The sequence below is a fragment of the Vibrio ulleungensis genome, from assembly GCF_016900875.1.
Taxonomy (GTDB): Bacteria; Pseudomonadota; Gammaproteobacteria; order Enterobacterales; family Vibrionaceae; genus Vibrio; species Vibrio ulleungensis.
In genome coordinates this window covers 617483-639562 of record NZ_JAFEUM010000001.1, presented here as the reverse complement: position 1 = coordinate 639562, position 22080 = coordinate 617483, and the positions used below count along the sequence as shown (strand labels likewise).

20 protein-coding genes and 1 riboswitch are annotated in these 22080 nt (G+C 46.5%); of the genes, 6 read left to right on the top strand and 14 right to left on the bottom strand.

The annotated features are described in order from the left end of the window. Nucleotides 1–94 precede the first annotated feature (94 nt). On the bottom strand, nt 95–400 hold the full coding sequence (locus JQC93_RS02995) for a DUF3861 domain-containing protein (protein WP_205156969.1): 306 nt from the start codon (nt 398–400) through the stop codon (nt 95–97). A gap of 389 nt (nt 401–789) precedes the next feature. On the opposite strand from JQC93_RS02995, the gene JQC93_RS02990 reads away from it, so the two are divergent. After that, complete coding sequence (locus JQC93_RS02990; protein ID WP_205156968.1) at nt 790–1785, top strand: glycine betaine ABC transporter substrate-binding protein; 996 nt, start codon at nt 790–792, stop codon at nt 1783–1785. A 126-nt stretch (nt 1786–1911) separates the two neighbouring features. Here JQC93_RS02990 and JQC93_RS02985 read toward each other — a convergent pair whose 3' ends face one another. Both JQC93_RS02985 and JQC93_RS02980 read right to left on the bottom strand, forming a co-directional pair. After that, nucleotides 1912–2295, bottom strand: a complete 384-nt coding sequence (locus tag JQC93_RS02985) for a nuclear transport factor 2 family protein (RefSeq protein WP_205156967.1) — start codon at nt 2293–2295, stop codon at nt 1912–1914. A 77-nt stretch (nt 2296–2372) separates the two neighbouring features. Next, the gene (locus JQC93_RS02980; RefSeq protein WP_205156966.1) at nt 2373–3227 is read right to left on the bottom strand and encodes an SDR family oxidoreductase; all 855 of its coding nucleotides are present in this window, start codon (nt 3225–3227) and stop codon (nt 2373–2375) included. A 196-nt stretch (nt 3228–3423) separates the two neighbouring features. Between JQC93_RS02980 and JQC93_RS02975 the strand changes: the two genes are divergently transcribed. Together JQC93_RS02975 and JQC93_RS02970 are read left to right on the top strand one after the other, a co-directional pair. Further along, on the top strand, nt 3424–3684 hold the full coding sequence (locus JQC93_RS02975) for a DUF5062 family protein (RefSeq protein WP_084882380.1): 261 nt from the start codon (nt 3424–3426) through the stop codon (nt 3682–3684). A 241-nt stretch (nt 3685–3925) separates the two neighbouring features. Next, entirely contained in the window at nt 3926–4705 is a 780-nt protein-coding gene (locus JQC93_RS02970) for a PhzF family phenazine biosynthesis protein (protein ID WP_205156965.1), read from the top strand. A 145-nt stretch (nt 4706–4850) separates the two neighbouring features. Here JQC93_RS02970 and JQC93_RS02965 read toward each other — a convergent pair whose 3' ends face one another. Continuing rightward, nucleotides 4851–5723, bottom strand: coding sequence for a LysR family transcriptional regulator (locus JQC93_RS02965; protein WP_205156964.1), 873 nt, complete (start codon nt 5721–5723; stop codon nt 4851–4853). Between the two features lie 105 nt (nt 5724–5828). Between JQC93_RS02965 and JQC93_RS02960 the strand changes: the two genes are divergently transcribed. Then, the gene (locus JQC93_RS02960; RefSeq protein ID WP_205156963.1) at nt 5829–7070 is read left to right on the top strand and encodes an MFS transporter; all 1242 of its coding nucleotides are present in this window, start codon (nt 5829–5831) and stop codon (nt 7068–7070) included. Nucleotides 7071–7204: 134 nt separating this feature from the next. On the opposite strand, the gene JQC93_RS02955 is transcribed toward JQC93_RS02960, so the two are convergent. Beyond that, nucleotides 7205–7831, bottom strand: coding sequence for a histidine phosphatase family protein (locus JQC93_RS02955; RefSeq protein ID WP_205156962.1), 627 nt, complete (start codon nt 7829–7831; stop codon nt 7205–7207). Nucleotides 7832–8089: 258 nt separating this feature from the next. Here JQC93_RS02955 and JQC93_RS02950 point away from each other — a divergent pair, with 258 nt between their 5' ends. Further along, nucleotides 8090–9028, top strand: coding sequence for an FG-GAP repeat domain-containing protein (locus tag JQC93_RS02950; RefSeq protein ID WP_205156961.1), 939 nt, complete (start codon nt 8090–8092; stop codon nt 9026–9028). A 168-nt stretch (nt 9029–9196) separates the two neighbouring features. On the opposite strand, the gene atzF is transcribed toward JQC93_RS02950, so the two are convergent. The 7 genes from atzF to JQC93_RS02915 form a co-directional block, all read right to left on the bottom strand. Continuing rightward, on the bottom strand, nt 9197–10999 hold the full coding sequence (atzF, locus tag JQC93_RS02945) for an allophanate hydrolase (protein WP_205156960.1): 1803 nt from the start codon (nt 10997–10999) through the stop codon (nt 9197–9199). 10 nt (nt 11000–11009) lie between these two features. After that, the gene (uca, locus tag JQC93_RS02940) at nt 11010–14600 is read right to left on the bottom strand and encodes an urea carboxylase (RefSeq protein WP_205156959.1); all 3591 of its coding nucleotides are present in this window, start codon (nt 14598–14600) and stop codon (nt 11010–11012) included. Nucleotides 14601–14691: 91 nt separating this feature from the next. Beyond that, nucleotides 14692–15330 (bottom strand): urea amidolyase associated protein UAAP2, encoded by a 639-nt coding sequence (locus JQC93_RS02935; protein ID WP_205156958.1) that lies wholly within the window; start codon nt 15328–15330, stop codon nt 14692–14694. 10 nt (nt 15331–15340) lie between these two features. Further along, entirely contained in the window at nt 15341–16099 is a 759-nt protein-coding gene (locus tag JQC93_RS02930; RefSeq protein ID WP_205156957.1) for an urea amidolyase associated protein UAAP1, read from the bottom strand. A 10-nt stretch (nt 16100–16109) separates the two neighbouring features. Beyond that, nucleotides 16110–16895: an ABC transporter ATP-binding protein gene (locus JQC93_RS02925; protein ID WP_084882345.1), complete on the bottom strand. Its 786-nt coding sequence runs from the start codon at nt 16893–16895 to the stop codon at nt 16110–16112. Further along, nucleotides 16888–17718: an ABC transporter permease gene (locus JQC93_RS02920; protein ID WP_084882344.1), complete on the bottom strand. Its 831-nt coding sequence runs from the start codon at nt 17716–17718 to the stop codon at nt 16888–16890. Before JQC93_RS02920 ends, JQC93_RS02925 begins: the two co-directional genes overlap by 8 nt. Nucleotides 17719–17750: 32 nt before the next feature. Further along, the gene (locus JQC93_RS02915; protein WP_205156956.1) at nt 17751–18824 is read right to left on the bottom strand and encodes a putative urea ABC transporter substrate-binding protein; all 1074 of its coding nucleotides are present in this window, start codon (nt 18822–18824) and stop codon (nt 17751–17753) included. A 64-nt stretch (nt 18825–18888) separates the two neighbouring features. After that, a riboswitch (guanidine-I (ykkC/yxkD leader) is annotated at nt 18889–18985 on the bottom strand. 414 nt (nt 18986–19399) lie between these two features. On the opposite strand from JQC93_RS02915, the gene JQC93_RS02910 reads away from it, so the two are divergent. Continuing rightward, nucleotides 19400–19744 (top strand): hypothetical protein, encoded by a 345-nt coding sequence (locus JQC93_RS02910; protein ID WP_205156955.1) that lies wholly within the window; start codon nt 19400–19402, stop codon nt 19742–19744. 146 nt (nt 19745–19890) lie between these two features. Here JQC93_RS02910 and JQC93_RS02905 read toward each other — a convergent pair whose 3' ends face one another. Together JQC93_RS02905 and JQC93_RS02900 are read right to left on the bottom strand one after the other, a co-directional pair. Beyond that, nucleotides 19891–20910 carry a hypothetical protein gene (locus JQC93_RS02905; protein ID WP_205156954.1) on the bottom strand — a complete coding sequence of 340 codons (1020 nt, stop codon included), beginning with the start codon at nt 20908–20910 and terminating at the stop codon, nt 19891–19893. Nucleotides 20911–21181: 271 nt separating this feature from the next. Further along, nucleotides 21182–21958, bottom strand: coding sequence for a hypothetical protein (locus JQC93_RS02900; protein ID WP_205156953.1), 777 nt, complete (start codon nt 21956–21958; stop codon nt 21182–21184). Nucleotides 21959–22080 lie beyond the last annotated feature (122 nt).

The following is a 22080-nucleotide window of genomic DNA, read 5'->3' as shown; positions in this document are numbered from 1 at the left end:
TGTAGACGTGATGACCCGCAAATAGCCAATCATTCACACAATGTACAACGCGGTAAGGTGGCGTACTTAGCGACACCTCACCGCGTTTATTCGATTATGCCTTCATTGACTCTTTAACCGTACTTTTTAGGTTATGCATAAAACTTTTAAAGTGCGGCGCAAAGTCTGCAAATAATGGGTGTTTACGATCTTTCATCATTACTGGGCCAAGTAAGCGAAGAGCAACCGCAACCTGTGTAGCGCTCTCTGGCTCTAACCCACTGCCTTTTTTAAGTTTATCGATAATGTTGAACACGTCTTCACGGTCTTGATAGCTAAACTCAAGTGACTTGGGTTCTTCTGCATCAATCTCTTCAATAATGACTCGGTACTGTTGTTGTTTTGGTTTTGTCGGGAACATAGCTCTTACCTTTTTAATATTTAGTGGAACCACAAAGGGTGGTTTAAACAACGTAAAAGTTGGTGGTGACTCCAAGCCATTTGAGTACGAACAAAACTACAGACGACTCGTTCAATTTCGCACCAACATTGTTGAAAATGTCAACTACAGTGACGTTAGTTGATATTGTCAGCAAAATTAACTTACGGAAAATATCTCATCGAGTAATCCGTAGATTTAGATCAATTTTGTGGCTCATTTTATCCTGCTCAAATTGCTACATTTAGACTAGAATCTGTAGCGTTGAGGTTATGTATCTATCTGGGAACATACACTTTTATGGATAAGATTGACGCTTTTAGGGAATTGCCAACTCTTTGAGCGATAGACAACAAATAGGATTAGCGCCAATGAAATCATCACTCACAATAGTTGCGGCGACACTACTGTCGACACTCTCGCTCAGTGTACAAGCCGACGAATGCGGTGAATTTACCATCGCAGATATGAACTGGAACACCGCCAGTTTTATGGCCTATGTGGACCAATTTATCCTTAATGAAGGTATGGACTGTAGTGCCGAATTGATCCCCGGAGATACCGTACCGACCGGCACTTCAATGATAGAAAAAGGACAACCCGATGTGGCCCCAGAAATGTGGACCAATGGGATTAAAGCTGCGATAGATAAAGGTGTCGCAGACAAACGGCTGCGACTGGCTGGTAAATCGTTTCTTGATGGTGGTGAGGAAGGCTTTTGGGTGCCCGATTACTTGGTAGAGCAATACCCAGAGATCACAACGATTGAGGGGGTGATCCAACACGCTAAGGTTTTTCAGCACCCTGAAGATGATGAAAAATCCGCGTTTTACGGCTGCCCAGCGGGTTGGACCTGCCAAATCACATCCGGACACCTATTTGACGCACTTAAGCTCGACGATCACGGCTTCGAAATGATTGATCCTGGCTCGGGCGCAGCACTTGCCGCCACCATCGCAAAAGCGTACGAGCGAGAAAGACCTTGGATTGGCTATTACTGGGCACCAACGTCCGTTTTAGGAAAGTACAATATGGTTAAAGTTGATTTTGGTAGCGGAACGGATGTGGACGAGTTTCGTAACTGTACTACTCAGCCAGAATGTGCCTCTCCTAAAGTGACTATGTACCCTTCAGCGCCCGTTTACACACTGACTACTGAGGCATTTGCTCAAAACGAGCCCGTTGCGTTTCAATACTTTGAGAGCCGCGGATATACCAATCAAACCATGAATGAACTGCTTGCTTGGATTGAAGACAACCAAGCCGACTCGGAAGAAGCCATGTACTATTTCTTTGAGAACTATCCGCATGTATGGAAAGAGTGGGTCAACGCAGACATCGCAGTCAAAGTGGAAGACGCCCTATAACCACAAGGCTAAAATCGCAATTATACCAATCGAAGTAATTAACGAGTTAGAAAATTGCATTGATTGGTATTGCGCTGCCCAAATCGCTAAGGCATTGGGTCGTATAGTTTGCCGCATTCAACAGCGCTAATACATTGTATTGCCGTTAAGCGTTGTTTCAGGAATTTCTTGCATCGCGTCCCAGTGCTCAACAATTTTGCCGTTGTCATCAAACCTGAAAAAGTCCATCGTCACGTATTCTACATTGTCGGGCCAAGTTTGATGCGTATGCAGTGCCACTAAGTCCCCTTCAGCAATGGCTCGAACAAACTTGATCTCTTTTTCTGGGTACTCAGCCTGCATCCGTTCAAAGTACTTGATAAACGGCTCTGGTCCATTTCCTACCAACGGGTTGTGCTGAATGTAATCGCCACCAACGTATGTCTCTACTGCCTCTCGGGGCTTTCCGCGATAAGCGGTTTCGTAAAATGCGATAGCATTGCGTTTATTTGCTTGAAGATCGTGGCTCATACTGCGCTCCGGTTTATCTCGAATTAATGGTCTTTGTGTTGATGCGGTAAAGTGAACCTGCACTACGCAAGTTATTGCTAAGGGTTCGATGCTTTTAGAGAAGAAAAATAACTGTCCCACGATTGGTGAGCACGCCCCGCCGCCGCTTCAAAATCGCTCGGATTATTGGATTTACCCTCGCGGATCCCTTGGTAAATTCCCGCGATCACCGTACCGATAAAATCCCCTAATTCTGCCACTCGGTCTTGCTTGTACTCGTCGACCGTCATGGACTCAAATTTAAGGTCGGTGCCAAACGCTAGGTTTAAGTAGCTCGCCAGTTCGGTCTGCGTTAGCGCTTCTCCGTGTAGGTTATAGGTGTTTCCATTGTGTTTGTCTTTCGTGAGCATGCGCGCATATGCGTAGCCAAGCTCTTGGCGTGTGGTATACCCGCACTTTCCGTCGGCCGCGCAATTTACTATCTTGCCCACTTTTTTGTAGTTTTCGATGTACTCAACATCTGGCTCGATATAGATACCATTACGACCAATGACCCAATCGAGGCCACTATCGCGTATGTCTTGTTCGGTTTGGCGATTGCTTTGGATCACCGGCGAGAAAGCCGTGCCTTCTTCCGCGCCTTGTACGCTGGTGTACACGAGTTTTTTCACCCCTGCCGCTTTTGCCGCGCGAATGACGTTTCGGTGTTGCTCAATACGTTTGTCTGGCGCATCCATTCCAGAAACGATGAGTAAAGTGTCAACACCTTGCAACGCTTGCTCTAACTGCAAAGGTTCATTGTAATCACCCGGCCTAACTTCAACACCAAGGTGTTTGGCTCGTTGCGGCGTTCTCGCAAGCGCTATGACGCTCTCGGCAGAAGTACACTCGACAACCGCTTCTACAATCGCCGAACCCAACTGACCACTGGCGGCTGTCACTGCAATTTTCATAGACTTATCCTTACTTCCCTAACAAAGGTCATCTCTAATACTAGAGTAAAAAACGCTCATCCCGCCTATCAGCATTGCGCATTAATTAAGCAAACAAGCATAAACCCGTCCACTGCGTCTCACTTTGGGGTCAGAGTAAATTCGCAAATTCACCAGTTTGATATACTTATTTCACGCTAACGTTAAGGAAAATACCATGTCCAAAACCACAAAATTGCACAATGAAGATAAGCTGGTCAAAAAGGCGTTAGAAGTCGGGCTGAAAATGGCAACGATGCAGGGATTTAAACTTCCTACCTCACCGCAGCCGACCAAAGTAAAAGCTGTGTACTTATTCTTGGTAGAGGTGAATCAAATTACGCCGCTGCCAGCCGAAAAAGAAGATGGTGCAAACATCAAAAAACGCCTCGCGCTGTGGATCCATAGCGTACTACCGGACAACGACCCGCTCAAATAGCCCTATAGGGCTTAACCCACTTATAGACAAAGACGCGAGGGCAACATTGGTGTTGTTTCTTGCGTCCACATTTTTCGCAATTCGCCATCTTGCCCATCGCCGCAATACCCATTTTTTTACTCACCGTTTATACCCTTCATTAATGGAGAACCTTCGACTAAAGTCATTGAACGGCCTGCATTTATCCGTGTTATCGTATAGTTAAATGACGCTAGTATTCGAACTGATTAGGAGAACATGAATGGACATCAAGCTATACCAAGTCGACGCCTTTGCCACCAATGTCTTTGAGGGCAATCCCGCGGCCGTATGCCCACTCGATCACTGGCTTGATGACCACAAGTTGCAAAAAATTGCCGAAGAGAACAACCTATCTGAAACGGCGTTTTTCGTTCAGACAGAAACCAACGTAGAACTGCGATGGTTCACTCCTGAAGATGAAGTTGATCTTTGCGGTCACGCCACTTTAGCAGCGGCGCATGTGCTGTTTACCCACTTACACTTCGCACAACCCTCAATCTCGTTTTCAACGCGAAGTGGCATCCTTATTGTCGAAAAAACCGCTGCTGGGTATAGCATGGATTTTCCTGCCACAATACCAAGCAATATAGACGCGCCATCAACCTTAATCGACGCATTAGGGATAACACCTAAAGCCGTTTACTTAGCCTTTGACTATGTGGTGATACTAGAGAACCAACAACAAGTGTCTGACCTAAAACCAGACTTTGCGAAAATGGCCGAACTTGATCACCGTGGGGTCGTGGTCACAGCGAAAGACGACGAGCATGATTTTGTCAGTCGATGTTTCTTTCCTAAACTCAGAGTCAATGAAGATCCAGTGACAGGCTCAGCCCATTGTGAACTCGCGCCCTATTGGCAACGAGAGTTGAACAAAGACACCATGATCGCGAAGCAACTGTCTAAACGTTCGGGCGTCGTTCACTGTGATATCACTGGTGAGCGAGTTGTGTTGAGTGGTCATGCGGTGGATTTCATGCAAGGTACGATCACTTTGTAGAGTGATTAACATTAAGTTTTAAGCCGTCCAGCCAACACCATTAATAGAACTTTTGTGTTTGGTATCATGTGATTATGTAGATATTGCGCGATTGTCAACAATGCTTATCTACTGATTCAAGCTACGACAATCTCGTATAAAAATATTATACATACCGCTTCACAAACTCAATAAACGTTCGGTCTGCCTTCGACAGGTATCCTTGCTTTCTCCAAGCAAGTGAGAGGTTCAATGTGATGGGCTGCTTAAACGGGATCCCAACCAGGTCTTTTTCATGTTCAGTTACTAGGCTTAATAATGCGGTGATCGCAAATTCTTGCTTAACGATGGAAAGGATCATTGGCAGCAAGTTAGTTTCAAATGCGATTTTGGAGTCGAGTTGATACTTTTGCGAGGTAGCATCAATAAAATCACGATGGAAATAGCCAGATTTGAACATGATCAGCTCTTGAGCAAAAAATTCTTGGTAGGAAATTGACGCTTGGTTGGCAAGTGGGTGCTCCTTTCCAACTACGGCGAGCATTTCAGAACTCAACAGGTGGTCGGTTTCCAAATCTTCCGGTACATTTTGATGATTAATCACACCGATATCCAGTTCACCATTTAGCAGCATCTTACGAATAGACGCAGTGCCCGCATCGATTATGGTGAGTTTCAGGTTGGGAAACTGACTTTTGAATGCCATAACCACTTGTGGGAAAAAGTAACAGCCCATCATACTGGGCGCCCCTAATCGCACCTCTCCTTTGTCGAGCCCTTTCAGCTCATTCATGGCAAGTTGAGCGTCTTCAAACTGCTGAGTGATCCTTTTAGCATGCTCAAACAACACTTTGCCTTCTTCGGTTAAGGTGATCGACTTCTCTCCACGTCGAAACAAGACCAACTCAAGCGTTTGCTCTAGCTTTTTAATGGAAATACTCAGCGCTGGTTGCGCGATGTGGAGCACTTTAGCCGCTTGTGTGAAGCTGCCAAACTGAGCAACCGCTAAAAAATGGCGCAGTGATTTTGATTCGAGCATGGCAATATAATTAATATATGGGGTTAATAGTTTTAATATATTTCTTTAATTTATCTGAAGCTGATAAGTTGTTCACAAATCGCATACTCACATAGGCTCAGCGCCATGATTGACAAAGGTAGCCCCCAATACAAACGAATCACGCAGTCACTTGCGATTGGCTCGTTCATCATATTTTGCAATCTCTATCTTTTTCAGCCTATTTTGCCTTATATGGCGGTTCAATTTACCGTTTCTGAAACCCAAATAAATTGGCTCTTTGCCGCGACGACTCTTGGCATATCCATCAGCTTAGTGCCTTGGGCAATTGCTTCTGAAACCTTTGGGCGCAAACCCATTATCCTGCTCAGTCTTTTTGCTATTCCTATCATCGGATTGAGTATGGTATTTACCACCACACTATTACAGCTTGTTATTGCTCGAGCACTGATGGGTATTGCGGTCGCCGCATTTGCCGGGGTTGCGGTCGCTTATATGGTCGAGGAGCTCACACCAAGAGCGTTCGCTGTGGCGATTGGTGGCTATATTGCAGCCAATTCATTGGGCGGTATATTTGGACGCATTTTGGGTGGTGTGCTCACCGACTATTTTGATTGGCGCAACGCCGTTCTGGTTTTTGTGGTGGGGTCTTTGATTGGGGCGCTGTTTATCGCTTTTACACTACCGAATCAATACAACTTTACACCGCAAAAAAGGATGCTCACGCATCACAACCGCTCTGTGTTACTACATTTAAAAAATCGCACACTTTGGCTAGCTATGCTAATTGGTGGCGCAAACTTTGCGCTGTTTGTTAACCTCTATTCGGTAATGGGGTTTAGACTGGTCTCAGAGCCGCACTCGCTCCCAGTGGGCCTGGCTTCGCTAATTTTCTTATGCTATTTGGCGGGTACCATCAGCTCAAAGCTAACCAACCATTGGGTACAGCGTCATGATCCTTTGAGCGGCATCTTACTGGGTGCTTGTGTAAGCTTAAGTGGCATGTTGATTTCAGGTTTGGACTCGATACCATTGATGCTGGGTGGTTTACTGCTGATCAGCGGCGGGGCATTTTTTGCCCATACGTTAGCGTACTCCTGGGTAAGCCAGCAAGCGACCACCGCCAAAGCTACGGCGACGGCGCTCTACCTAGTCCACTACTACATCGGTGGCAGTCTTGGGGGATTCTTACTGCTCTACTGCTGGCAAAGTTTTGGATGGTATGGCGTGATGGCAGGTGCGTCTTTGCTATACCTTGCCATTTTTAGTTGGATCCATCAGATAAAACAACATCAACTGAAGACGTCTGCAAATGATCCAGAAAGCACTGCATTATCGAAGTTAAAGTACAGCTCAGCAGGCAAATAATTGTTAGTACTGCGCAGGTGATTGTGCTTGTCATTCTCACTGTTAATTAGGGAGCAAGACGCTCTGGTAAAGGCTCTAGGAATTAATCGGTTTCTGCATTTCGCGACTCCTATGCCGTACTTTATTGATGTTCTTTATGTAGTTAAGTGATTCAATTGCTTAACCAGCCAAACATCGGTTGTTGGGTAGTAGACCAGATCTATATAACTGAGATCGCCAAGCGCAAAAATCACACTAGGCGTGTTGGCGGTGGGTTTTATGCCAAGTGCTGCGCTCACTGCAGCGTTGATCATTTTACCATGTGAGACGACCAGCACCTTTGAATGACCACTGCGCAGTATGTGCTGCAGTGCGAGTAAACTTCGGCAATGAAGCTCTACTTCAGACTCGCCATCTGATGCGCTTTTGATGTATGCCTCATATGGGTTCACGAAGCTAGCTTTTGGGAAACGCTTATCGGCATCGGCAAAGGTTAACCCAGCAATAGATCCGTTGTCTTTCTCCTGCCAGTTAACCTCAACGTCCAACGGCAAATTAAGACCATCGGCAATGATGGACGCAGCACTCATCGCACGTTGAAGCGGGCTAGATACAACGGTGTCAAACGAGCGACCTTCTTCTTGCCAGTGTGCCAATCGTCGCTTGGTTTGCTCAACACCCACCTCTGTTAGTGGCGAATCATATCGCCCTTCGCAACGTTTCTCATCATCTGCGAGCGAGCGTCCGTGTCGCAGCAGTGTTATCTCTATTGGTTGACTCATCTCATTCCATTTCAGCGTTAAGAAAGCAAAAAATCTACTTACTAACAGTACTTTGTCACGCGATTTGCGGTCAAATCGCTAGGCGACATTTGTGAGAAAGTTTCATGACCGAATTAACATGAACCCGAAATATCAGGTATGGTAAACCCTATACTACTGTGGCCGCTGTCAACAAAGCACCTTGGATAGCCAAGATTTGGATTGGCATGCATTTGTATAGTGTGAAAACCACACCGATTTATAAAAAGGAAAGCAAGGATGCGACTTTTTAAATACGGCACTAATTGTCGACACTTCATTAATCACCATCAAAGCACATTTTGGATGTTTTTGGGGTTTATACCACTGTACTTTATTATCGCTGCTAACACTGCTCATGCGTCGACTGACAGTGGTTCGACAACTTTTCCAGATAACCCCGTTAAGGTTGAAGGCAACGTACTAGAGTTTTTAGCCAACAACTTTGCGCAACTTCCAGAGAACCAGGTCACCACGAACAACGATGCCTCCGTCTATGCGCACTACGCGCAACCAACCATGAGGTATCGACACGGGATTTTAGGTGACTCTACTGAAGCTCAGCAACTGGTAGTGGTGCAAGATGGCATGGCTTACACACATACCCTAACTGAAAGCTATGTTTATGAGGACATTCAGCCTCGCCTATTTGATGTAGACAATGACGGTAAACTCGAAATCATTACCATTAGAACGCACCTAAATAATGGTGCTGGGATCATGATCTATAAAATCGTAGATAACGTGCTGAGTGAATACGCTTGGGTTAAAGAAATAGGTATAGCCAATCGCTGGCTTAACATTGTGGCGAGCTATGATTTAGACAGCGATGGCATCGTAGAATTGGCCTGGATCCAGACACCACATATCGGCGGCGTGCTCAAAGTTGCTGACATTAAGGCCGGTGAGCTAGTCGTACTTGATGCGTTATCAGGCTACAGCAATCATGCTATTGGAGAGCGCAATCTCTGTTTATCGGTGGTGACTAAAACTGAAAATGGCGTGGTATTTTACGCGCCTTCGCAGAACCGTCGCCAGATTGCCGGATTTTGGCTCTCGGATAAGTCCATCAAAAAGGTAAACACTATTTCACAAAGCGTGGACTTTTCAATCCCTCTGCTGTCGCAACATGATTTCGGTGACAAGGTAGTAAAGGTCGGTTTTTGTAGCGGATTGTGATTCGTATTAGCACCATTGGACTTCACTGTTCAATTCTAAAAAAGTACCGTCTATAAATAAACAAGCCGCCGAAAAGAGTCAGCGGCATATTTTGGGGTGCTAGTTTACTTTAATTGCTGGATTTCACTCCAGCAATCATTGCTTCAATGTATCGATTCGGCAAGTCAATTAGGCACCTTGAGCCAAAAATTTCCGCCACCCTCCGAAGTGTGTGATCTCTTTTGCACCTACAAGCCCTATTGACTCACAGATAAAGCCTTTAACCCATTCACCCGATTCCAGTTCAACGGTTCCTAAGCCTAGAGGGTGTGGGATCTGTGCCAATAAAGCGCCCACTTTGTTTTTTGGCATTCGCCACACTTCCACTGCAATGGCTTGGCCATTTTCTTCGTTTCGAACCAAACCCGGTCTCAACGGCGGTCCTCCGGCTAAGCAGTAAAGTGAGTAATTGCTGGATGTGAGAGTACTTTGTTTCAAGTTGGCGCCCAGTTCAATCATTTGATGATTCAGCGCCAAGTCCTTCATATGCGCTCCGCAGACCAGCAAATCCATTGTTTCTGCGTTAGGTAAACTGCGACCTGTCGCGCCAAGAGGCAAATTCATTATTTGCTCCCAGTGATGGGCAAGCGACAACAGCGACTCATCGTTAAAGGCGTGGCTAAACAAGGTTACACCAAAAGGCAGTCCCGTTTGGGTGAAACCTGCTGGCATAGCCAGTGCACTGTAATCAAGCAAGTTCATAAAGTTAGTGTAGTAACCAAGATTTGAGTTTAGCTCGATTGGGTTCGCCTCAACGTCTTCAATGGTGTAGATGGTTCCTGCGGTTGGAGTTAGCACAACATCCACGCTCGCCATTAAGCGATCGCATTGCACCTTGTAAGCTTGCAACTGATACATCGCTTTGTACGCCTCACTGGCCAAAAGTGATTTGGCCCCTCCCACGATGGTTTGGATCACCTCTAAGCACTCAGCGCCCTTTTGCTGGTAAAACTCTTCAATCGCAGCATAACGCTCGGCTACCCAAGGACCTTGATACAGCAAATTAGCGGCGTTTTGAAAGGGTTCAAAATCGAAAGGGATCACCGTTGCACCAAGTGATTCAACGCGTGCTACGGCTTGGGCATAGAGCTTCTTGTATTCCTCATCACCAAAGAACTGCAGATGTTTCTCGGTTAAGACACCTACTCGAGTTCCTTTAAAAGAATGCGGTTGCGATTGAGACGATTGCTCTAGAGGGCGGGCGTAGCAATCATCACTGTCATACTGTGCGCCCACCTTGTACAACAGTGCGAGGTCTTGTGAACATTTGGTAAAAAAGGTTACGCAATCCAAGGTTCTACATGCGGGCACTACACCACTGCAGCTAACCACACCTTTGGTTGGCTTTAATCCATACAAGTTATTAAATGCCGCTGGCACGCGGCCAGAGCCTGCTGTATCGGTACCCAGCGAAAAATAAACCTGCTCAGTAGCCACTGTTACTGCGCTGCCAGAACTTGAGCCACCCGAAATATAATGAGGATCAAAGCTATTGCTGACCGCTCCCCAAGGGCTTCTCGTGCCCACTAAGCCGGTGGCAAATTGGTCTAGGCTAGTCTTACCCAATGGCACGGCTCCAGCGGCAATAAGCACCTTAACGATAAACGCCGACTCTTTCGGTTGATATCGATAGGCGTCACAGCCCGCGGTCGTTTCCAGCCCTTCAAGATCGATGTTGTCCTTGATGGCGAAAGGAACCCCATATAAGGGAAGATCACTGGCGTCTCGTTGAGATAATCGAGCCAGATAATCATCGAGCTGCTCATCAGAGATCACCGCAAGCCACGCATTCGATGACTCAGAGCGAATACGATCCAGCTTCTGTTTCAAAAAAGCTTTCGGCTCTAGAGCGCCTTGTCGATAGGCCTCAACAAGCGATTGAATTGTCGTAGGTTCAGCAGATGTTGTTGGCTTATTTAATTCTATATTCATTTCTTAGCTCCTATGCTTCACAGGTATTTACGACAACTAATGGCTCGCCCGCATGAACCTGAGCGCCGGCATCATGACAAATATGGTCAATCACACCTGAAACGGTTGCTGTCACCTCGAGTTCCATCTTCATCGCTTCTAATATCATCACAACATCGTTCTCTTTGACGGTTTGACCGGGCTCTACTAGCACCTGCCAAATGTTACCTGCTACATGGCTTTCAATGGCCTCTTGACCTTCTTCAAGCTGCGTAAACACCGTAGACTCTTCGATTTCAGTTGCGACAAAATTAGCCTGACCCGTCTCTTCCCAGCGTTGTCTTTCTGCTTCAAAGGCGGTTTGCTGGCGGGTTTTACAAGATTTGATCTCTTGTGCATGCTCGTCTAGGAGCTGCTGATAATCGGCCAAGCAAAACTCTGTCTCTTCAATCTTCATTGGGAATTGGCCGAGCGGATGTTTTTCACGAATATCAAGCAGCTCGTCGGCACTGACTTCGTAAAACTTAATCTGATCAAAGAAGCGCAGCAGCCATGGCTTATCAAATACAGCGGTTTGGCGATAACGGTTCCACATTTGCAGCGTGCGGCCAACAAATTGATACCCGCCAGGACCTTCCATCCCATAGACACACATATAGGCACCACCAATGCCAACAGCGTTTTCCGGTGTCCAAGTTCTGGCTGGGTTGTATTTGGTGGTCACTAATCGGTGGCGAGGATCCATTGGCGTCGCAACAGGTGCACCTAAATACACATCACCTAAACCCATAACCAGATAGCTTGCGTCAAACACAATTTTTTTGACGTCATCGACAGAATCTAAACCATTGATCCGGCGGATAAACTCAATGTTGTCTGGACACCATGGCGCATCTTTTCGCACGATTTCGTCATACTTGCGAATGGCCAATCGAGTGGCTTCGTCGTCCCAAGACAGGGGCAAGTGGACCACTCGAGCAGGCACCTTAAGGTCATCGATGTTTTCTAGTAAAGACTCAATCTCTTCCAGCTCAATGAGAAGATCTTCTCGCGGTAAAACCAAATTATCGTAATGGATTTGTAGCGAGCGAATACCTGGCGTAAGTTCCTGAACGCCTTGTAGCTGCTTTTGCTGTAATTTCAGCATTAACGCATGGACTCTAAAACGTAAGCGTATGTCGAGTTTTTGTGGGCCGTACTCCACCAACAGGTAGTCTTCACCACTTGGGCGATACACTACCTGCTCACCAAATTTTTCTGCGGGTATGGTTTTAATAACGGGCGAGCTCGGCGCTTCACGATCTAGCGCTAGCTCTTCAACACTTGCCGTTGTGAGCTGATCAAGTTGATGACGCTCCGCTTGTTCAGCACTCGCTATCGAAACCGGAATAAAGCGAATTTTATCACCCGCCTTTAATTGTCCCATCTTCCACAAATCGGCTTTTATGATGGTTGCTGGACATACAAACCCACCTAAACTTGGGCCATCAGGACCTAAGATAACGGGCATATCTCCCGTAAAGTCAATTGTCCCCACCGCGTACGCATTATCGTGAATGTTCGATGGATGGAGACCGGCCTCACCGCCATCTGCGCGAGCCCAGTTAGGCTTTGGCCCAATCAACCGAACCCCTGTGCGACTAGAGTTGAAGTGCACTTTCCACTCGGCATCAAAAAAGGCGTCGATATCGTCGTCGGTAAAGAAATCTGGCGCGCCGTGTGGACCGTAAATCACGCGAATTTTCCACTCGTCGGTAATACGAGGCTGGAACACGCTGGTGAGATTCGACGCTGTGTTTGATTCGCACGCATTAAGGTGTAGTACATCACCAGAGCACAAAGCACGTCCAGCGTGGCCACCAAACTGCCCTAATGTAAAGGTTGAACGGCTGCCTAGATACTCTGGACAATCGATGCCACCTTCAATGGCCAGATAGGTTCGAGCACCTTCTATGATCTTACCTAACTTAAGGGTTTGGCCCGCTGCAATATCAATACGCATGCCCATAGAGACGCTATCACCCTCCAGCGAAGCTTGAATGGTGGCTCCGGTTAAACACACAGACGTTGCCTGGTTAAACTTAAGAGTAGGTCCCGATACGATGATCTCAAGTCCTGCACAATCAGGGTTGTTGCCCAGCAAAGTGTTGCCGAGTTGGAAGCTTAGGCAATCCATAGGTCCAGACGGTGGAACACCGATGTCCCAATAACCGGTTCGTGCTGGGTAGTCTTGGATAGTTGTTTGAGTACCGCCGCTAATCACATCAAAGGTGTTGGGTTGGTATTCAAATTGATTAAGAGACTGAGTCAGTACCTCACCGTCTTTAACAAGTTGGCTGTCCAACAACTGACTTAAGTAAGCCTTATTATGCTCAATCCCATAAATTGTACTGTCGTCTAGTGCTCGCTTTAATTGTGAGAGCGCTTCATCGCGGCTCGATGCGTGTACAATAACTTTTGCCAACATCGGATCAAAAAACGGCGAGACTTCAACGCCAGCCTCTATCCAGTGTTCAACACGTAAGTTGTCTTGCGTAGCCCACTCGACGTGGCTTAACAATCCGGCGCACGGCTGGAAGTTTTTATTGGCGTCTTCTGCATACAGGCGCACCTGAATCGCATGCCCTTGCGAGCGTAAATTTTGCCCCAAGGCGGCAAGATCAAGATCGTTTGCGCCTTGACGCACCATCCATTCGACCAGATCAACTCCAAAGACTTCTTCTGTAACGCCATGCTCTACTTGCAAGCGCGTATTCACCTCTAAAAAGTAGAACTCTTGACTGCGTTGGTCGAGAACGAACTCCACAGTGCCTGCATTGCGGTAGTTCACCTGCTGAGCTAACCGGATAGCGGTATTGTGTAAATCTGTTCGTGTTTGCTGGCTTAGGTTTGGTGCAGGGGTCTCTTCAATCACTTTTTGATTGCGGCGCTGAGCTGAACAATCACGCTCACCCAGAGCGACCACATGCCCTGCTCCATCACCAAAAATCTGTACTTCGATATGGCGTGCTTGCTGAATGAATTTTTCTAGAAAAACGCCACTGTTACTGAAGTTATTCTCGCTTAATCGCTTTACACTTTCGAACGCATCCGACAATTCTTGAGCGCTGCTGCAACGCTGCATACCGATACCACCGCCACCGGCGGTACTTTTAAGCATGACTGGATAGCCAATTTGCTCAGCTTCTGCTAACGCTTGCTCTTTGCCGGTGAGTAATCCAGTACCTGGAAGCAATGGAACCTGAGCTTTCTGTGCCACTTCACGAGCAGAGTGTTTTAAGCCGAAGGTACGCATTTGGTCTGGTGTTGGCCCTAGGAAAACCACTCCCTCCTGCTCACATCGTTCGACAAACTCAGGGTTCTCACTTAAAAATCCATAGCCGGGATGAATGGCTTCTGCGCCCGTTAGTTTTGCAATCGCAATGATTTTGTCTTGATCAAGATAGGTGTCTGTCGCTCCTCCTTTACCCAGCGAGCACGCTTGGTCAGCAGCAACAACATGTAAACTTTGGGAGTCCGCCTCGCTGTATACAGCGACACTCGAGATATTGAGTTGTTTTAATGTGCGGATAATTCGACAGGCAATGGCACCACGGTTAGCAATTAAGACCTTACTAATCATAATTTCGTCCCTAAAACCCGGGTCGTCCCGGAAAAATAAAGAGCATTCGATAGGGTCGTCCCTTGCTCATTTTTTAGTTATGTGACTGACTTTATTGCCAAACAATCATTTCTACAGGCGTAGGATTGTAGGCATTACAAGGGTTGTTTAACTGAGGGCAGTTAGACATAAGAACAATCGTATCCATGTGCGTTTTAAGCTCAACGTACTTGCCCGCGCCGCTAATCCCATCTTCAAACGTCAGTCCGCCGTCAGAGGTAATTGGCACGTTCATGAAAAAATTGATGTTGTGGGTGATATCGCGCTTGGACATGCCAAACTGTTCATTTTCTGCCACCGCAAGCAACCAACTGTCTCTGCAAGCGTGCATGCATTTCTTTTCGACAGAGTAACGAACGGTATTGCTTTCGGTAGCGCACGCGCCGCCTAATGTGTCGTGTCGCCCACAAGTATCTGCGACAATTTCAAGCATCACGTTACCAAGATCCGATAAAATCTTAGTGCCCGCCGTCAAGTAGACATTGCCTTGCTCACGGATGGTATCTATCGCGCTATAGCGCTCCGAAGGGTCGGCGGCACTGTAAAACAGTGTATCCGCGGCTTGATTGCCTTCTAAATCTAGAATGCGTAGGGTTTGCCCTTTTTTTAACACCTTCATGTAGTAGTCCCCGGCAGGAACAACGTCACGATGCAAGGCGGCTTGCGGATCTAATTGGCTTTCTAAAATCATAATGCGTCCCTTAACAGCAGTGACTAGTGGCGGGTGAAGCGGCGTCTGATTGCGCTAAGTAGCGTCGATTATTTTCAAATCCACGCGCATTCTCGTCGCGATGGTTGTAGCAAACATCGTTGTCTAAGCGCTTTTCCGATTCGAATACGCACACATCTACTAGTTTGAACGGGTAACCGGTCTGAGGGTTCATTGGGTGTGGACAGGTAGTCATCACAACTAAAGTATCCATCTCAAATCGAAGATCGATACAATCACCTGCTTTGCTGTGGGATTCAGCAAAAAGTAGGTTCCCTGCGTCATCTGTCGACACTTTACTAAACAAGTTTACGTTGGCTGCTAAGTCACGTTTGCCTAGCCCGTATTTAGCGACTTCGACAAGCAAGGCGTCAAACCCGTTTTGCTTCCACTGGTTACGATCGCTTTGGTAATCGCGCTCGCCCCACTTTTGCGCGACTTTACGCTTGTTTGCAACGCCACATACCGTGTCTATCCAACCTGTGTCATCACGAACAATGGAGCAAAAAATCCGCCCCATATCAGAATATAAGCAGTTGCCTTCAGTGAGTTTAAACGTGTGTTGACACTTCAACGTGTCGGGAGCGTTGTAGCGCTCTAGCAGGTTGCTAGGGTTGTAGAACAGCAGGCTCATGTTTGCCCCACCTTCTACATCTTTAAATTGTACTGTGTGGCCTTTTGGTACGACCATCGACCAATGAGAGGCGCCTGGAAGCGTATCGGTAAAAAGGCTTTCCTGATTTGCTAACATAATGTGTCCTTTATGCGATTTTTTTCTGAATCAAGTCAGGCATCGAATGTTCAACTTGTTCTGTAGGAATATCAAAAGTGACTTGAGCGCCGAACCGTTCTGGCGCTTGTTCATCGTTTCTGGCGTGATCAAATACCCATAAACGGCTGCCTAGGTGAAAGCCTTCACTCAAATCATGGGTGATCATAAACACCGTCAAGTTTTGTTCTTTCCATAACGACTTCACTAAAACGTGCATATCCTTACGGATGCCGGGATCGAGCGCGCCAAACGGTTCATCGAGCAGCAGGATGCGAGGCTTCTTAATCAGTGCTTGCGCTATCGACAATCGTTGTCTCATGCCCCCTGATAGCTCGTGCGGGTACTTATCTTGAGCAGACAAAAGCCCAACTTGATCTAATATCTTTCTTGCTTGCTCGATCGCATCTTGCTTACGTTGTCCAAACAACCGTCCTAACAGCCGAGAAGAGGTGCCTTGAGTGTCGACTTCTAACCCCAGAACAACATTGTCCAGCGCCGTTAAATGCGGAAAAACAGAGTACTTTTGAAACACAATTCCGCGCTCCACACCCGGCTCCTGACTCAGAGGTTCCCCATCCAATAGAATCTCTCCACGAGAAGGGGTCTCAGTGCCTAGCAGCATGTTTAAGAACGTCGTTTTCCCGCAACCAGAAGCACCGACAATGCTGATAAAATCACCTTGGTTTACACTCAGATTGAGGCTTTCGAGTACGATGTTGCTGCCGTACTCTTTCCACACTTGATTGATCTCGATGATGGGTTGTTGATCAGCCATTTTCTTCTCCTTGCGTCTGGTGATACCAAGGGCTTAGTTTTTTCGATAACAAGCGCAATAGCCAATCCATGCAATAAGCCAATACTGTGATCCACATGACGTAAGGCAAAATCACATCCATCGATAAGTAACGTCGAACTAAAAATATTCGATAGCCCAATCCTTCTGTTGCCACTATGGCTTCTGCGGCAATAAGAAACAGCCATGCACTGCCTAATGTCAGCCGAACCGCTTCAATTAACTTGGGCATGATCTGAGGTAAAATGACTCTGACGATGATTTGCCAACTGTTGGCGCCTAGCGTTTGGGCTTTAATCAACTGCTCGTCGGGTAAGCTCTGAACTCGCAATTGAATATCTCGAATGATGATTGGACAGACTCCAATCACTATCAGCACCACTTTAGACACTTCACCTACACCAAATGAAATGAACAAGATGGGTAGTATTGCCATCGGCGGAATTAACGAAATGGTCGTGATCACCGGTGACAGTGATGAGCGCACCAATGGGATGATCCCGGTCGCCACGCCTAAGCAAAGACCAAGTAAAGCACTGAGCCCTATTCCCCACGCTAAGCGGGTCAAACTGGCAAACGTGTCTGTCCAAAGCAGATACTCGCCAGTACGACGGCTTGGCGTAAACGCCATTCTTTCAATGGCGTCAGCAAAGCTACTAAAGGCAGGGAGTAACTTATCCGCCGAGTTGGCTGCTAACCTCGCATCGGAGGCAACAATATAAACTGCCAGCAAGATAAGAAACGGCATCACACCCAAGAACACTCTTCCCTGTCGAGAAGGGCGACGATTAATGAGCTTGGTCATAAAAACTCCATAGACAATGACCTAAAGGGAGATTACAGCTTCTGGTCAGCGGCCATTTGCATGTACTCAGAGGTAAATCTCAACTTGATATTGCTCTCGTCACCGTATACGCCAGCAGGGGTCTCTATACCAATGAATCCAGCATCAGGAGCGCCCTCACCAAGCAAGCCATGCTCAAACGAGAACTCACTCACTTTCTGCATGGTGGTGGCCAGTGCAGGGCTTTGAGTAAAGCTCACCGCATCACTGGCCGAATAAAACATATTGGTCGATGCAAGCTGCGCCTTATACCCGTCGAGATCCGTGCCAGAAGCTTGCGCCATAAAGGTTTTCGCTTCGTCGCCCTGAGACTGTGACTCCATGATGGCCATGATTTCATACCAAGCACCGGTAAGCGCTTTACCCAATGCAGGGTTGTCGTTTAGTGTCTCGGTATTCACCACCAAAAGGTCGATGATTTCGCCAGGGATATTTGAAGAGTCAAAGACAAAAGAGGTGTCTGGCTGAGCAGTAATTTCGCTAAGAAGAGGGTTCCAAGTAACAACAGAAGAAACGTCGTCTGTGCTAAATGCTGCGACTAAGTCAGCATCAGAGGTGTTGACCACGCGGACATCTCGCTCACTCAGTCCTACGCTCTCTAGCGCACGCGCCATAAGGTAGTGAGAAACACTAAGTTCCACTAAGTTAATCGACTGCCCTTTAAGGTCTTCGAGTGCATTGTCACCTTTGAGGACAATGCCGTCGTTACCGTTAGAGAAGTCGCCCACAACCAGTGCTGTAGAGTCAATACCACTGGCCGCAGGGATGGTTAATGCGTCCATATTGGTCATTACCGTGGCATCAAACTGGCCGGTGGTAAATTGGTTGATGGACTCGATATAGTCATTAACCTGAACGACGTCGATTTCAATACCGTATTTTTCCGCCCACTTATCGAGAATACCGGAGTGATCAGCGTAATCCCAAGGCATCCATCCAACGTAGATAGACCAAGCCAATGTGAATTTCTCTTTTTCTTGAGCGAGGGCAGAAGTAGAAAAGGTAGACGTAAGTAACGCCGCACCGACAAGTGATGTGATTAGACTTTTCTTAAATAGAGCTTTCATTGGAATCTCCTCCTGGAGTCACTGGGATATCGGAACAAGAGACATAACCAAGTGGCTTGGTTTAATCTCCCGGGCTTCTATCCCTCCGTGTGACCCCTTGCGAGGTTGACAACTCTCGACCCAGACACTGCGCAGCAGCCGGAACCCTAGATGTCTATTTCCAAATTGTGGTTAACCGTTCCTATACAGGACCACTTAACATTATGCTCTTGCGAATACATTGTGAATAATCCAAAGATTGTGCCATGATTACTAATCCTTAATTATCAATACCTTAGATAGGTTAAATAGCAGAGTTCACAATGCTATTGCGATCCTATTGGTGCAAACTCCCCAAAATGGTGCGCCATTTGGGCAACAAACCTCAAGGAAACATGAAGGCATAATTTGGCTGCTCGACTCGCCAACATTTGTACTACACAACAGCAAAACCTTGCGTATCGCACAACCAAATTTAGCTTAGGAAACACAGGATAGTTTTGCCTCAATTTACTAATGTGCCTAGCTTGATATAACACCCAAACCTACCTATAAATAGGTAGGTAGTCCTTTATCACGACACGGAGGGGATGAGTATGAGCATTCAAATAGCGTTCTTGCTGGTGTTCATTGCAGGTGGTTTGTCTGTGTGGATATTGATGCGAATGTCCAATCGGGTTGAAAAGGATCGAATGGCGGTGATCAAACACAAAATCAGCGCCATGAATGGGAAAGTAAAGAGAATTGATCAAATTGACAGAACTTACTGTCCATTCAGTTCGGAATACCAAGATCCCGACTTAACCTATAAGTTTTACAAGGTTAGCTACGATAAGCACAACCAATCGAAAGTGTGCTGGGTGACGCTATTGATGAGCCAGCGAAGCTATGGACCAAGTAGCGCAATTCAGACTGACTGGGTTTGGCGTGATTTAGCCTAATTTAGTGTCTGATTGTTGCCAAGCCTGTGGTTCAACACACAGTAAGCCCTTAATAGTTAAAGCCCACGTTCTCCCTTGTCATTTCAACAGGGTTACGTGGGCTTCATTGTTCTTATGAGTGAACTGTTCTTATTTGGGACCTGTTATTATTTGTGAACGGTTAAGGCATCAATAATTGGATCTTCAGAAGCACTCATCACATCAGGGTTCACACCGTAGTGGCGACTGGTAAATGTAAAATCATGACCTTTGGTGTCTATGTTGTTGATCGCGCTTTCACCGCAGTTAAACGAAACCGTGACCGTGCCATCGGTGTTTTTATCCCAAGAATGAGAGCTAATATGCCTAACTCCATCGATTAAATATTTATCTCCATCGTAGGCGGTAATCGAAGTGAAAAACTTATTCTCTGGATCATTGAACGTCGTTGTATAACAAACGTCTGACTTCAATTTTGGGCTGTTAGAGTATTTATTACCAACAAATGCTTCTGGGCTTGCACCACCCCAACCTGCCGCGTTTTCCAGATTCCACTGGTGCAGATCGGTGACCTGATCCGACGTTCTTGGGAAGGTATAGGTAAACTTCTCCATACCATTCACTTCTTGGGTGTATTTTTTCACCCAAGCTTCGACATCATCATAGTCGTAAGGTTGAACCTCGTAGTCCACCGCAAAATTAAACTCTTGAACGTTAACCAAATCCAACTGACTAGCCGCGTTATCAATGCCATTTTCGGTCCCAGAACGATAGATGATGAACGCATAATCAGATTCAACTGGAAGGTTATAGCGACCATCTTCAACCACATAATGTTGGCCATGACCTCGCTCAGTAACCACTTGCACCGCCATATAGTTATTGGTTTCAGGTATTGAAAATGTTATCTGTCCATCAACGGCTTTTACTATGGCTACGCCATACAGCGTGTCATCGTTCATTTGAACGGTTGGCGCTGCCTTTCCACGAGGAGGTAACCCCTGCATTTTTACAAATTGCTCAGTCGCACCATTTTTTGCCCAGTTGCGATAGTTACGAGCCGTTTCCGCATGAGTAAAATTCTCAGCCGTTACGTCAAGCGTGTCACTAGAAGTGTTTGCGAATACTGGAGCGGTAAATGCAGTACAAAGGATAAGGGATAACGTCGTCAGTTTGAAATTGGTCATACTATGTAGCCTCTATAATTTATAGTCTGTTACACGTTCCAATGTGTGTCGTTGTTGATGACGCTCGTTCAATGTCGCGAAGCTTTAGCGGCGTCTTTCAATATCTTCACTATAGAGAGAGTATATGCCATCATCCAGTGATAAAAGTAGATGAATGATATTCATCTAACGCATAACATAGACGAAACAGTTTAACCCTGGGCACGCAATATCTTAAAGAAAGGCCTATCCAATTCTTAACAATAAGCCTTTGCCAAAACTCGGACTGTACTTAAAAGAAGTATCTGATCCCCATGTATACATCGGAGTGCGACTGATTGGCGAGTGTATTACCCGCCACCTTTAAGTGTGAGTTGTCCAGTTCAATACGCGTGTTTATCCACCACTTTTTGTTATTGGTTAGCGGTGCGTTCAGGATCACTTTTGTCGTAATGGTCTCGGTGTCGATCGTTGTCCCGCTTAACTTGCGGTACTCTGGCCAAAGCATCAAAAATGCGCCATTTCCACCTACAGGAATAGATGCTGCGATAGATACGCTAAGACCATCCACATCGTCTTTGACGCCGCTAACATCCATTTGCCCATACACATAACTCGCAAGCGGGAACAGCATAAATCCGGGTGTGTATTGTTGGCTAACCGCGGCTACCCCACCTAGCGCGAGTAAGTCAGAATCGACCTGGTTGCTGCGAACGTTTATGTAATCAGCAGAGAGTCCAGCTCGTGGCATAAAACTGCTTCCGGTGTCTGCAACTTGGAAGTATTGGAAACGAGAAGAACCGTATTCCAACCCAAATTCATTATCTGCGTTGTCCCCTGTACTACCAAACTTTGCTTCTGCGAGAAGAGCAAATTGATGACCATTGTTATAGCCTCCCGACACCATAGCTACAGGCATAACATTACTGTTACCACTCACCATGAGCGCAGCTTGTGTATAGACCTTAGTAAGATCAGATGGATCGATGTCGTTGTCGGTTGCGTCAGCCAAACAAGGAAGTGACATAAGTGAAAGTGATACCAGTGGTATCAGGCGTTTAGAAATCATTGTACTGTCCGAGGTAAGAGGCATAGGGCCTCTTGAGGGTTATTTCATAGGATCGTTTGATGGAATACAAAGTGACAACACAGCAAGTGCTGTGTTGTCGATGTATCAAACACTTTGAGAGG

What these genes read in the sequence shown, in the direction of transcription:
- JQC93_RS02995 (WP_205156969.1), bottom strand. Translation starts at nt 400, where the DNA reads ATGTTCCCGACAAAACCAAAACAACAACAGTACCGAGTCATTATTGAA.
- JQC93_RS02990 (WP_205156968.1), top strand. Translation starts at nt 790, where the DNA reads ATGAAATCATCACTCACAATAGTTGCGGCGACACTACTGTCGACACTC.
- JQC93_RS02985 (WP_205156967.1), bottom strand. Translation starts at nt 2,295, where the DNA reads ATGAGCCACGATCTTCAAGCAAATAAACGCAATGCTATCGCATTTTAC.
- JQC93_RS02980 (WP_205156966.1), bottom strand. Translation starts at nt 3,227, where the DNA reads ATGAAAATTGCAGTGACAGCCGCCAGTGGTCAGTTGGGTTCGGCGATT.
- JQC93_RS02975 (WP_084882380.1), top strand. Translation starts at nt 3,424, where the DNA reads ATGTCCAAAACCACAAAATTGCACAATGAAGATAAGCTGGTCAAAAAG.
- JQC93_RS02970 (WP_205156965.1), top strand. Translation starts at nt 3,926, where the DNA reads ATGGACATCAAGCTATACCAAGTCGACGCCTTTGCCACCAATGTCTTT.
- JQC93_RS02965 (WP_205156964.1), bottom strand. Translation starts at nt 5,723, where the DNA reads ATGCTCGAATCAAAATCACTGCGCCATTTTTTAGCGGTTGCTCAGTTT.
- JQC93_RS02960 (WP_205156963.1), top strand. Translation starts at nt 5,829, where the DNA reads ATGATTGACAAAGGTAGCCCCCAATACAAACGAATCACGCAGTCACTT.
- JQC93_RS02955 (WP_205156962.1), bottom strand. Translation starts at nt 7,831, where the DNA reads ATGAGTCAACCAATAGAGATAACACTGCTGCGACACGGACGCTCGCTC.
- JQC93_RS02950 (WP_205156961.1), top strand. Translation starts at nt 8,090, where the DNA reads ATGCGACTTTTTAAATACGGCACTAATTGTCGACACTTCATTAATCAC.
- atzF (WP_205156960.1), bottom strand. Translation starts at nt 10,999, where the DNA reads ATGAATATAGAATTAAATAAGCCAACAACATCTGCTGAACCTACGACA.
- uca (WP_205156959.1), bottom strand. Translation starts at nt 14,600, where the DNA reads ATGATTAGTAAGGTCTTAATTGCTAACCGTGGTGCCATTGCCTGTCGA.
- JQC93_RS02935 (WP_205156958.1), bottom strand. Translation starts at nt 15,330, where the DNA reads ATGATTTTAGAAAGCCAATTAGATCCGCAAGCCGCCTTGCATCGTGAC.
- JQC93_RS02930 (WP_205156957.1), bottom strand. Translation starts at nt 16,099, where the DNA reads ATGTTAGCAAATCAGGAAAGCCTTTTTACCGATACGCTTCCAGGCGCC.
- JQC93_RS02925 (WP_084882345.1), bottom strand. Translation starts at nt 16,895, where the DNA reads ATGGCTGATCAACAACCCATCATCGAGATCAATCAAGTGTGGAAAGAG.
- JQC93_RS02920 (WP_084882344.1), bottom strand. Translation starts at nt 17,718, where the DNA reads ATGACCAAGCTCATTAATCGTCGCCCTTCTCGACAGGGAAGAGTGTTC.
- JQC93_RS02915 (WP_205156956.1), bottom strand. Translation starts at nt 18,824, where the DNA reads ATGAAAGCTCTATTTAAGAAAAGTCTAATCACATCACTTGTCGGTGCG.
- JQC93_RS02910 (WP_205156955.1), top strand. Translation starts at nt 19,400, where the DNA reads ATGAGCATTCAAATAGCGTTCTTGCTGGTGTTCATTGCAGGTGGTTTG.
- JQC93_RS02905 (WP_205156954.1), bottom strand. Translation starts at nt 20,910, where the DNA reads ATGACCAATTTCAAACTGACGACGTTATCCCTTATCCTTTGTACTGCA.
- JQC93_RS02900 (WP_205156953.1), bottom strand. Translation starts at nt 21,958, where the DNA reads ATGATTTCTAAACGCCTGATACCACTGGTATCACTTTCACTTATGTCA.